This is a genomic window from Paenibacillus sp. JJ1683, assembly GCF_053006485.1.
In genome coordinates this window covers 413607-425637 of the sequence record NZ_CM129820.1, presented here as the reverse complement: position 1 = coordinate 425637, position 12031 = coordinate 413607, and the positions used below count along the sequence as shown (strand labels likewise).

The window sequence follows — 12031 nt, the reverse complement described above, 5'->3', positions numbered from 1 at the left end:
CGAGGTGGATCGCATGTTCTTTTTTTTGGACTCCGAAATTCGTCAACTGGCCTATAACCTATTTCCAGGTGGCAATAAACCGATTGGTGTTTTGGTAGATTTATTTTCTATAACATACGAAATAAGAAAAAATATGGAAAAACGTTCACGTGAGTTTGGTCTCTCCTATGGGCAATATATTGCACTTTGTGTACTTTCTGCGCAAAGAGATGAAATGTCATCTCCTTCAGCGTTGGCTGAAAAGATGGGTGTCAGCCGGGCAGCCATCAGTTCTATGGTCATTTCTCTTGAGCAAGAAGGATTCATAAATAAATACGACGATCCCAATGACAAGCGGGGAGTTTTTGTTTCTCTGAATGATAAAGGAAGAAGTAAAATCCAGCAGATGGACCCTTTTTTCATAGGGCTGGCTTCACGTCTGATGTCAGACTTTACTGAATCAGAACTCTGCCAGTTTCAGACCTATTTGTCACGCGTACGAGATGCTTTTGAAGATGTTAAAGGTTCGCGTCTAACCACCCCCAGCGCCCTCAGAGAGGAGAAAGACAAATGGTGCGAAGACTGAGACAAAATCTGTTCGTCAAACTTGCCCGCAGATCGGCTGGCCGAATGATAACAGCATCCGATTTTAAGCCTTCGCATGCTCCCAAAGTACATCGGACTGAGAGAATGATCCCCACCTCTGTAGGTGATTCCAGGGTAATTGTATATGAACCTTCCCTCCGGTCTGCTGATCCACTCCCTGTATTCGTCAATTTTCATGGTAGCGGATTCATAATGGGCAGCGCTGAAATGGATGATCCCTGGTGCCCGGTCATTTCCGAACGAGCGAATTGTGTCGTCGTTAATGTCGATTATCGCTTGGCCCCGGAGCATAAATTCCCTATTCCGCTACAGGAAAGTTATGATGTGACCCAATGGGTGTACAAGCATCCTGACGTACTAAACATCGATCCCCAACGCATTGCGGTCGGCGGACATAGTGCAGGAGGTAATCTTGCAGCAGCGCTGTGTCTTATGGCCCGGGATCGCAAAGAATTCCCAATTGTGTATCAGGTGCTGGATTACCCATCACTGGATATTGCTACAGATCCCAAGCTGAAGCCCCAATTTGAGAAGGCGATCCCGCCTCGCGTGGCAAAAATCTTCAATGAAAGCTATTTGCGCTCGCCAGATGAGGCGCGAAATCCGTTGGTTTCTCCTATTTATGCAGAATCGCTGCATGATCTTCCTCCTGCGCTGATCATAACAGCTGAGTTGGATTCCTTGGCTGAGGAAGCTGAGCTGTACGCCAAGCGGCTGATTGAAGCGGATGTGCCCGTAACATATAAGAAATATATGGGCGCCGCACATGCTTTTACTCATAGCGGGGATCTCGCTGTAGCTGAAAGTGCCTGGCACCTGATGAGCGACCAGTTGAAGTTGGCATTTGAATTTCGTATCGAGGACACTTTGGCAGAGCTGAAGAAATAAAAATAAAAATAAGCCTCCTGCTTCCACTGCCTTCATGCAGTCGGGTTCAGGAGGCTTATTTTTTATCATTACAAACTGTTAAAAGCTTCGGTCAATACAGGTACAATTTGCGATTTGCGCGATACGACGCCTTTCAGAACAGCCTTGTTGTCATCCAACTGTACATTGTAGGCTTTTTCAACTGCCTGAGCCTGGCTTCCCAGCGCAATACCAATGGAATCACTGTTCACAATGTCTGTTACGACGAACAAGAACAGATCAAGATTTTTGGCTGCAATGGTTTGGGACAAAGCAGCTTCCAGATCAGCTTGACGGGACAATACGTCGTTTACGTCTACTGCATTCACTTGTGCGATTTCCACTTTGCGTCCATTCATCTGGAATTCTTTGGCGTCCAAGCTTACTAACTGCTCAATCGTGTGGCCACTCAAATCAGCACCCGCTTTAAGCAAGTCAAAACCGTAACGATCTGCATCCACACCAGCAATTTCGGCCAGTTCGCGGGCAGCGGCTACGTCCTGATCTGTGCAGGTCGGAGACTTGAACAATAGGGAATCAGAAATAATCGCGGACAACATCAGACCTGCGATTTCTTTGGGAATGGCTACACCATTTTCCTTGTAGAGCTTGTTCAAAATGGTGGCTGTGCAACCTACTGGCTCAGCGCGGAAGTACAGCGGCTGGCTTGTTTCAAAGTTAGCGATCCGGTGGTGATCGATGACTTCAGTTACGCGCACCTTGTCAATGTCAGTCGCGCTTTGCTGGCGTTCATTATGATCGACCAGAATGACGCTGTCTGTTTCGGCAGCAACCTGCTCAACCAGACGCGGCGCGCTCACTTTGAAATAATCCAGCGCATACTGCGTTTCCCCGTTAACCTCGCCCAGACGAACCGGCTCTACGTCCGCGCCCAGTTTGGTTTTCAAGTCTGCATAAGCAATAGCTGAGCAAATGGTATCCGTATCCGGATTTTTATGCCCAAAAATCAATGTTTTTGCCAACATAATCGACTCCTTCACCTTAAGCATTTTACGTGATTGTGTAACCTCAACAATTCCAATGCAGATTATATCATTAAATCTTGCATTCTCCCATTCCTCTTCGATTGATTTCAAAAATAATCTAGTAAATTCATAACATTTCCATGGAATCTATATGTGAAGTTAACCTTATTTTTTCTAAAAATATAAAAAACATATAGTAATATATCCCACCAATATGGTAAGATATGCCTCAAAACTGGCAAGTTAGTCACCAGTGGTCAATTCTATTATTTTAGATATTAAGGGAGGCGTGAGAACAACGGCAGTGGCTTCAAATCCTAGTATGTAGAGATATCATATTTTGATTGAAAAGAGGGAAATCTTTGAAAAAGCCGATCATTTTGCAAAAAATACCTGTCGTATCACTCGCTCTTGCCTTGACGGTAAGCTTATCTCTACCGTCTTTCAGTTCTGCCGCTACTGCAGATCTGCCAATCGACTCATTTTTAAAAGCTCAGGAAGCATTAACTATTGAGTCGGCTCCAGCCTTTATCTCACCTGAGCTGAGCACAGACTCCTCTCGTCAGGTCAGAGTCATCGTACAGCTTGATGGTGAGCCCCTAGCTGTGGACAAATATGCCGCACGTTCAAGCGCCAAAGCTTTCACCGCTCAATCCGAGCAAAAAGCCGAATCTGCGATCGCCACCGAGCAAACAACGTTCGTAGACCAAGCCGCTGAGCACGGCATTTCCCTTCAAGTGAATTACCAGTACAATACGGTGCTTAACGGACTGGAGGTTACAGTGCCAGCCAATAAAATTCCAGAATTGGCTAAACTACCAGGCGTTAAATCCATTCACGAAAACAAAACATATTATTCCATCCCCGTGCAGGACCCACCAACACTTACAGCCAATGAAGCCACTTATGACAATGCACCACTGGACCAAATTGGTGTGCCTGAAGCCTGGGCCAAAGGATTGCATGGCGAGGGAATCAAGGTCGGGGTTATTGATACCGGTATTGATTATGAGCATCCAGATTTGAAAGAAGCCTACAAAGGCGGATATGACTCTTTTGAACAGGACAACGACCCTTACGAGGAACCGTTCCTTGAAAAAGAGAATGATCCGTACGGCACAGGTTTTAGTGGAACGACACATGGTACTCATGTCTCCGGTACAATTGCCGGGAAAGCTGCAAATAAATCCTCGGATATTGTGCAAAAAGGGATTGCCTATAAATCGGACTTATACGTGTATAAGGTGCTTGGACGCAATACCAAGACCGGTCGTTCCTCCGGTTCCTCGGCTCAGGTCATTGACGGTATTGAACGTGCTGTCAAGGATGGCATGAATGTCATCAACCTGTCGCTAGGTTCAGATTCTGAAAAGGATCCCAACTCCCCGGATGCCATTGCCATCAATAATGCGGTACTTTCCGGGGTAGTCGCAGTCATCGCGAACGGTAACGCTGCACAACAAGGACCCTATTTTTATTCCATGGGTTCTCCCGCAACATCCCAGCTAGCGATTTCCGTTGGTGCAGCCACTTCGCCAAGCAAGAGCTTCTCAGGCAAAGCCTCAGTGACACGCGACTCCTATTGGGAGGACAACGGTGAACTAAAGAAAACCGTAACTACTGATACCTATGCACATTACGACTTTAATTTGATGGGCTGGGAGACAGGCAGAGAGGACTTTGCCTCCGTTATGGGAACTGCCCCTTATGAGCTTGTATATGCTAATTTGGGACAAGCTGATGATTTTGAAGGAAAAGACGTAGCCGGCAAAATTGTCCTCGTTTCACGGGGCAACCTAGCGTTCGTGGATAAAATCGCAAATGCGAAAGAAAACGGCGCGAAAGCCGTCATTGTTTTCAATGGAAATACGAAACCTGGTGACATCACCAAGGCTGATTTAGGGGAAAGCATTTCAGGTCGCGATGACTACGTAAATTCCAATTTGGGTGACAGCTTTGACTTTATTCCGACCTTTGACATGAAAGGTAAGGAAGGTCGCGCGCTGGCTAAACAAATCGTAGACAACACTGGAGAAAAATTCTCCGTTTCCTTTGGTGCAGACTATATTCGCACAGATCATTCAGGTAATACCATGGCCGATTTTAGCTCCCGTGGACCCAATGGAGATGAACTGCTGAGTATCAAGCCAGACGTAAGCGCACCGGGTGTTGGCATTTTGTCGACGTATCCTGCCTTCGCCAAGTTCTATCCGGATGCATCCTATGAGCAAGCTTACAAACGCAGCAACGGAACGAGTATGGCATCTCCGCATGTGGCTGGACTTGCGGTGCTGCTGAAGCAGCAGCATCCAAACTGGACACCGTTTGATATCCGCGCTGCTTTGGCAAACACTTCGGTTACACTCTTTGATGAGGATAAAATCCAATATGATGTGTATTCCCAAGGTGCAGGTCTTGTAAACATTGCAAATGCGATTCAGACTCCAGCCCTGCTGGAAACCGTTGAAAAGATTACGATTCTTGACAAGAACTTTAATCGGCAGGAGGTTGTGAATTACAATCCTTCCGCCAGCTTCGGGGTGTTACGACCGGGTAGTGATGCGAAGCAGATCCAGCTTCAGCTCAAAAACTTATCCGCAAACCCTGTGCAGTATGAAGCCAGCTACGTTTTACATGATAATGTCACCTCTGATCCGACTAAGCCTATTGCTACCCCTGATGTGAGCAACATTGCCGTTCAGTTGCAGGGTGTTGGCGCGAATGGAGCCATCTCGGCAGAACCTGGCAAGTCACAACCGTTTTTCCTGTCTGTACAACCAAGTTCGAGTGCAGCTACAGGTGTATATGAAGGAGAAGTTATTTTAAAAAGCGCTGGACAGCCGACACTTCATCTTCCGTTCGTTGTGCATGTCGGCAAAGAAAATCCAACGACAGGTTTCGGCTTGCAGGATCTAAGTTTCACGAACCCGATTATTTATCCAAGTCGTACAGGTGCGGAGCGCACAACAGATTTGGCTTTCCGTCTGACCACAGATAAAACCAATCAGATCGCGCTCTATGTATACGGATTAGATGATAAGCTAATCGGTCTGATTGATGGGATTGCCACTACCAAAGAACAAGGAGCTAACGCTCGCCTCAAACAAGGCGCATATTCCTTTAAGGGGATTAACGGAAGTTATGTTGAATTTGATGACAATGGCAAGCCTGTTCTGGATGCTAACGGTCAGCCGGTTATTCAACACTTGAAGGATGGCGTCTACAAGCTGGAAGTCAGCTCTCCAGAACTGAATGAAAAGGGAGAAGTTGAACGTAATACCGATGGTCCTAAACTGTTCACTGCCACGAAATCGATCCGTGTGGATAATAGTGCCGCATCCGGTGGTAGTAGCGGCGGCGGAGGTGGTGGAGGTGGCGGCAGAAGCAATACTACACCTTCTGCTGCAACGAACGCATCCACCCCTGTCGCTACATCTGCACCTTCACTGCAAAGCGTAGTGAAGCAAGGACAAGCTGTAAAAGCTGTGCCTACAGCCGTTGTGTTGAACAATAATGTACAGTCACTGACAGTAGCTAATGCAGACCTGCAGGCTGCCGTGACAGCAGCGGGCTCCAGCCCGGCAGCTATCGTATTATCGGCTACTAGCCAAGCAGGCCAAACGACTAAGGCATCACTCACTTCGTCACAGCTGGCAACACTGGGCAAAGCCGCAGCAGGAAGCAGCCTGATTGTGAGCAATACAGGTTCTTCCCTGGCATTGCCGGTATCTGCTCTAAAAAATGCACCTGAAGGTGCAGGCATTGAAGTGGTCATCAGTAGCCAGGCAGAGGCGAGCGGCACATTTACAAGCAAGCTTAAAGGCTCGAATGTGATCGGCACCCCGGTAGGGTTTGAGGTCAACGTTGTCACTGGTGGCAAGAATCAACCGCTCAAAGTGGCCCCAGGACAGTTCATTAGCCGATCCTTTACCGTACCTGGTCAAATTGATCCTAATACAGCCGGTGTGCTCTATACGGCGAATGGAAATGTCTATCCCGTTCCATCCGTTTTCACCAAGCAAGCTGATGGATCTACCATCGTTAAGGTAAGTCGTCCGGGCTTCTCCACGTATGCAGCGGCGACACGTCCTGTTAGCTTTGAAGATATTTCATCGTCGTATGCCCAATCCGAAATTCGATCGCTAGCGAATAAGTTGCTAATTAACGGCACAACCGACACAACATTCTCACCGAAGCAAAACGTGACGCGTGCAGAATTTGCAGCCTTGATCACCCGGGCACTTGGCCTGACACCAGGTACTGCTGCACCATTCAGTGATATTCCGGCAGGTAGCTGGTATTCCGGGGATGTGGCAGCCGCTTATGAGGCCGGATTGATTACAGGTCGCAATAACGACAAGTTTGATCCGCAAGCAAATATCAGTCGTCAAGAAATTGCTGTTGTGCTGGGCAAAGCAGTGGACTTGCTTCAAATCAAAACAGCAACCGATGGTCCTGCACGCACACCGTACCATGATACTTCATCCTTTGCAGGCTATGCCAAGGACAGTATTGAAAAAGTAAGTGCGGCAGGGATTATTAACGGAGCCACGATCAAAGGCTCTTCCTACTTCCAGCCGAATGCACCTACAACACGTGAGGCATCTGCCAAGGTGCTGCATGTACTTTTACAAAAAGCTGCGCTGATTAACTAACAATTAAAAAAGCCCCCCAAGCCGTTATTTAACCAAAGTCGCGGTTTGGGGGGCTATTCTTATGTTAGACCATAATCTGCGATACTATACTGTTCCTGCTAAAGGCAACGTTACTTTAAATATACTCCCCGTTCCCAGTGTGCTTTCAGCTGTAATGCTCCCACCGTGAGCTTCCACGATCGATTGTGTTATAGCCAGACCAAGGCCCGCTCCGCCTGAGCTGCGTGTACGCGATTCATCTCCACGATAAAATCGCTCAAATATCCGCTCCAGCTGTTCCTTCTCCATGCCGGGTCCATTATCACGAATTTGAATATCTGCCAGTTTCTTACCAGCCGATAGGTTGACATGGATCAAGCCCTTCTCCATATCGGTATGTTGAACAGCATTGTGAAACAGGTTAAGCACGACTTGTTTGATCTTATCGCCTTCTGCCAATACCCGTACACCTGCTGTCATATCAAAAACTACCTTACGTGTGCCTGCCAGCATAAGGAGCTGCGGTTTCATTTCCAGCAGCAATGCATCTAGTGATATGTCTTCCAGCTTCAACTCCGGTGTTCGATCCAGCTTAGCCAACAATAGCAAATCAGAGACAAGCTTATTCATCCGCTTGGATTCACCATACATACTCTCTAGTGCTGATTGGAGCTGCTTTGGATTGGAGGCTGCTCCACGAAGCAGCACTTCCAAGAAACCGTGAATGGATGTGAGCGGGGTACGCAGTTCATGGGAGGCATCCGCAATAAATCGTCGCATTTGCATCTGCAATTCCCGCTCGGCAGCAAAAGAATGCTCCAACCTCTCCAGCATTCCATTAAATGAAACTGCCAAGCGATCTACCTCATACTGACCCTGCTCTGCGTCAAAGCGCTCGTCCAAATTGCCCGCATCAATACGTTTGACTGCCTCGACCATTCTGGAAAGAGGAACCAATGTGCGGCGAAGCACAGGAAGCATAAGTGCTAAACCAATCGCAAGTGCAATCAGGGACAATAAAATAAAGGTGCGGAGTTGATTGATCAACTGCGCCTGCATAGAATTCGTGGATACGCCCATTTGAAGTAACCCTGACGAACGGTCTGGTGGTCCGAGTGGGCGAAACACAACCAGCTGCTCTTTTCCCTGAGCATCCGTAATTAATTGATAGCCGTGACGCATGCGCTTGCTCTGCTGCATTGCTTGATACTGCTGAGTGGTGAGGCGCGGCGGTTTAAGTCCATTTTCATTGGACAAGCTCTGGAAGGTGCCGTCTATACCTATAGAAGCAAGCGACATATCCGGCCAAAACAGAAACGGTCCCGGTCGATTACTTCTCCGATTGGTCTCACCTTGAGGAACGGTGACCCCAGCTCCGCTCTTTTCCTGCGAATCCTTAATCAATAAGTCGGCAGGAATTGAATTCAGCTGTGTATCCATAGCTTCCGCGCGACTGCGATACAAAAAATCTTTCATTAGAAAGTATTGGAGAAAACCGATCAATACGAGCAATAAAGCCAAAATGAGTAAGGTTCTGGCCAAAAGCTGGGACCGGAGAGAACGAAGCGCATATTTTCTCCGACTTTTCCCTCCCGCCTTCATAACAAATCCACTCGGTACCCAACACCACGCAGCGTCCGAATGACCCGATGCTCCTTATCTTTGAGTTTTTCACGCAAGGAGCGAATATACACTTCCACAATATTGTCCTCGCCCCCAAAATCATACCCCCAGACTCGGTCCAAAATACGACTTTTACTCAGCACAATTCCGTGATTCAACACCAGAAACTTCAATAGTTCGTATTCGGTAGGCGATAACTCCAGTACCTGGTTCTGATAGCGAATCTCCTTCCGTCGGTCATCCACTTGAAAGGGTCCGTGAACCACTTCCCCCAACAGGTCTGGGAACTGATTTCGCAAACGCGCTTCGATGCGAGCCAGCAGTTCATTAAAACTGAAGGGCTTTACGATATAATCATCCGCGCCGAGCTTGAGCCCTTTTACCCGATCATCCACATCATCCTTGGCTGTCAGCATAATGACTGCGATGTTATCCTCTGTCTCCTTGAGACTTTGGCATACCTCAAAACCGTTCATTTCCGGCATCATCACATCCAGCACTGCTACATGCGGACGAAACTCTCTAGCCAGTTCGAGCGCTGCACTCCCGTTCTCGGCGGTTCTGACTTCATACCCTTCATTAATCAGTCCAAGCTCTAAAAATTGCAAAATATGAGGCTCATCGTCCGCCAGCATAATCTTAACTCCGTGTATTGGATTCATCATTAATCTTCCCTTTCATATTGGCGCATTTTTCTCACATTAAAAGTCGGTTCATTTTTTACCTGTATCTAATATACCTGAATCCTGCCGTAAAAAAAGCACCTCATCTCAGCTTTCAGCTAACGTTCAGGGAGCGCTCAGAACTCATTAAGGTACGTATGGCATGATAATAGCAAGCCGGTAGTTCACCGGGCCAAGATCGGAAGCGACTGGTCATTCCGCAGTCCTGAAGATAGCGGCTAGAACAACGGAATAAAAACAAAGAATTTTCACAGGGAGTGGAATGAACATGATTAAGAAATGGTTCAAGATTAGGGCGGACATCCCCCTGATCATCATTATGCTGATATCCGCATTTTTGAACGGATACAACATCTGGCAAGACAAATACGTAAACACCTACTACACGACGGCAGTAGCAAGCATGCTGCAGAGCTTTCATAATTTCTTTTTCGCCTCACTTGATTCTGCAGGATCGGTAACGGTAGACAAACCGCCAGTGGTGTTCTGGATTCAGACGTTGAGCGCCTATATATTCGGGCTTCACGGATGGAGCGTAATCCTGCCACAGGCGCTGGCTCAGGTCGGATCGGTCTTGCTCATCTACTTACTCGTCAAACCGAGCTTTGGTACACTGGCCGCACGCCTGGCTGCCTTCGCCATGGCAACGACACCGATAGCCGTAGCGGTTAGCCGCACGAATAACATTGACGCTATGTTGGTCTTCACATTATTGCTCGCAACTTGGCTATTGTTCAGAGGCCTTAAAAATAGCAAAACCGGGTTGATCCTGGCTGCTTTTGCAGTCGTCGGCATCGCCTTTAACGAAAAAATGTTGCAAGCCTATATGATCGTTCCGGCGCTGGGCCTGTTCTATCTGCTGGCTTCCAAGTTTAACTGGAAACGTAAAGCAATTACGTTGGCAGGCTCGGCAGTAGTCCTCTTGATTGTATCGCTCTCTTGGGCAGTCATAGTGGACTCCACTCCAGCCGATGAGCGTCCTTATATGGGGAGTAGCGGAACCAACTCTGTACTGAATTTGGCCTTCGGTTATAACGGCCTGTCCCGCCTGACAGGAGATCAGGGAACAGGTGGAAATCGTGGCGGTCAACGCTCAGAGCAAAACAACAACGCTGCAACCAATAGCAACAATACGAACACGGGTCAGATCCAGACAACTCCATCATCCGACAGCACTACCACTACAGATGATTCTGGTGCCAACAACATGACAGCAGGCGGACCTGGTGCAGGTGGTCAAATACCCCCGGGCGGATTCGGGGGGAACGGACAAGGCGCTCCTGGTGGAGACGGACAGGGTGGTCCTGGTGGTGGCCCGGGTGGAAATTCCGGTGGCGGCATGTTCGGTACTGGTGAAAAGGGGCCTTTGCGGTTGTTCCAATCTTCCCTATCAGGCCAAGCCAGCTGGCTGCTTCCGTTCGTAATCATTGCTTCCATCGGCTTGCTTGCCGGTATTCGACGCCGTAATATCACACAGAAACATAGAGAGGTTATCTTCTGGCTCGCCTGGTTGATTCCCGTAGCTGCATTTTTCAGCGTAGCAGGTTTCTTCCATCATTATTACCTGATTATGCTCGCACCACCGATTGCAGCGCTCTTCGGAGCAGGATTCGTAGAATTGTGGCAGCAGTATCGTGAGCGTTCCAACTGGCTCTCCTGGCTATTACCCGTGGCAGTATTGGCAACATCGGTATTTAGCTGGTTCATTCTACAAAATTACAACGACACCATCGGTAGCGGCTGGTCCATCGCGGTATTGATCGTAGGGATCATCGGCACAGCACTTCTGGTAGTAGCACGAATGAAATCCGAGAAGTTTACAAGATTTGCCATTATTGCAAGTGTACTCGCTATGTTTATCGGCCCTGTGTACTGGGCATTGACACCAATCGTTTACGGTGGCAACAGCATGATTCCACAAGCTGGACCGACTCAATTTGGCGGCGGTGGTGGAATGCCAGGCCGCAATGATGGCAACAGAGGTTCAGGTTTCAATGGACAACAAGCTGAAAGAATACAAGCGAATAACCAGAACAATAATGCAGACAATTCCAGCTCTGACGAAAATACTTCAAGCACACAAACAAGTACTGACACGGAACAGAGATCTTCTACCCGCTCCAGAGGAATGGGAGGCCCGAACGGCAGTCAAAGTTTAGATCAAAAAACGTTGAGCTACTTACAAAAAAACAATACAGGTGAAACCTATCTTTTCGCAGCAAGTAATTATTCAACAGCCGCTCCTTACCTGATCGAAGCCGGACAAAAGGTAATTATTATGAACGGTTTTGTGTCTTCCGATCCGGTCTATACCGTCGATAAAATCAAGGCGCTGGTTGAAAGTGGGCAAGTGAAATACTTTATGATTTCTGGTGGCGGCGGTGGACCGGATGGCGGCAACTCCGAAGTCACTGCATGGATCAAGGAACACGGCAAAGTAATCCCTACAGATGAATGGAAAACAACAACAGGGGAAACAAGTACAGCAGCGAAAGCAACCGACAGCGGAAACGACACCACAAACAGCAATGCGAGCGCTCAGAATGGCCAAGGTGGACCTGGCGGAGACGAGCGTGGCGGAAGCGGTACTTTATACGAAATCACATTATAAATG

The 12031-nt window shown here is 47.9% G+C and carries 7 protein-coding genes; 4 read left to right on the top strand and 3 right to left on the bottom strand.

The genetic code is table 11. From position 1 onward, the window contains the following. The first annotated feature begins 13 nt into the window (after nt 1-13). Together ACUC6J_RS01795 and ACUC6J_RS01790 are read left to right on the top strand one after the other, a co-directional pair. A complete protein-coding gene (locus ACUC6J_RS01795) occupies nt 14-565 on the top strand; it encodes a MarR family winged helix-turn-helix transcriptional regulator (RefSeq protein ID WP_016820242.1) in 552 nt (183 codons plus the stop codon). Next, complete coding sequence (locus ACUC6J_RS01790; RefSeq protein WP_019685885.1) at nt 550-1473, top strand: alpha/beta hydrolase; 924 nt, start codon at nt 550-552, stop codon at nt 1471-1473. Before ACUC6J_RS01795 ends, ACUC6J_RS01790 begins: the two co-directional genes overlap by 16 nt. A gap of 68 nt (nt 1474-1541) precedes the next feature. Here ACUC6J_RS01790 and ACUC6J_RS01785 read toward each other — a convergent pair whose 3' ends face one another. Further along, a complete protein-coding gene (locus ACUC6J_RS01785) occupies nt 1542-2477 on the bottom strand; it encodes a manganese-dependent inorganic pyrophosphatase (protein ID WP_016820240.1) in 936 nt (311 codons plus the stop codon). Between the two features lie 362 nt (nt 2478-2839). On the opposite strand from ACUC6J_RS01785, the gene ACUC6J_RS01780 reads away from it, so the two are divergent. Continuing rightward, nucleotides 2840-7132: a S8 family serine peptidase gene (locus ACUC6J_RS01780; protein ID WP_447249660.1), complete on the top strand. Its 4293-nt coding sequence runs from the start codon at nt 2840-2842 to the stop codon at nt 7130-7132. 84 nt (nt 7133-7216) lie between these two features. On the opposite strand, the gene ACUC6J_RS01775 is transcribed toward ACUC6J_RS01780, so the two are convergent. Beyond that, nucleotides 7217-8713, bottom strand: a complete 1497-nt coding sequence (locus ACUC6J_RS01775) for a sensor histidine kinase (protein WP_447249659.1) — start codon at nt 8711-8713, stop codon at nt 7217-7219. Further along, complete coding sequence (locus tag ACUC6J_RS01770; RefSeq protein ID WP_430208754.1) at nt 8710-9396, bottom strand: response regulator transcription factor; 687 nt, start codon at nt 9394-9396, stop codon at nt 8710-8712. The genes ACUC6J_RS01775 and ACUC6J_RS01770 overlap by 4 nt, the downstream gene beginning before the upstream one ends. Before the next feature lie 289 nt (nt 9397-9685). Between ACUC6J_RS01770 and ACUC6J_RS01765 the strand changes: the two genes are divergently transcribed. Beyond that, complete coding sequence (locus ACUC6J_RS01765; RefSeq protein WP_447249658.1) at nt 9686-12028, top strand: glycosyltransferase family 39 protein; 2343 nt, start codon at nt 9686-9688, stop codon at nt 12026-12028. Nucleotides 12029-12031 lie beyond the last annotated feature (3 nt).

Bases quoted from the DNA above. Each gene is read 5' to 3' on its own strand.
- ACUC6J_RS01775 (WP_447249659.1), bottom strand. From the start codon at position 8,713: ATGAAGGCGGGAGGGAAAAGTCGGAGAAAATATGCGCTTCGTTCTCTC.
- ACUC6J_RS01795 (WP_016820242.1), top strand. From the start codon at position 14: ATGTTCTTTTTTTTGGACTCCGAAATTCGTCAACTGGCCTATAACCTA.
- ACUC6J_RS01790 (WP_019685885.1), top strand. From the start codon at position 550: ATGGTGCGAAGACTGAGACAAAATCTGTTCGTCAAACTTGCCCGCAGA.
- ACUC6J_RS01765 (WP_447249658.1), top strand. From the start codon at position 9,686: ATGATTAAGAAATGGTTCAAGATTAGGGCGGACATCCCCCTGATCATC.
- ACUC6J_RS01770 (WP_430208754.1), bottom strand. From the start codon at position 9,396: ATGAATCCAATACACGGAGTTAAGATTATGCTGGCGGACGATGAGCCT.
- ACUC6J_RS01785 (WP_016820240.1), bottom strand. From the start codon at position 2,477: ATGTTGGCAAAAACATTGATTTTTGGGCATAAAAATCCGGATACGGAT.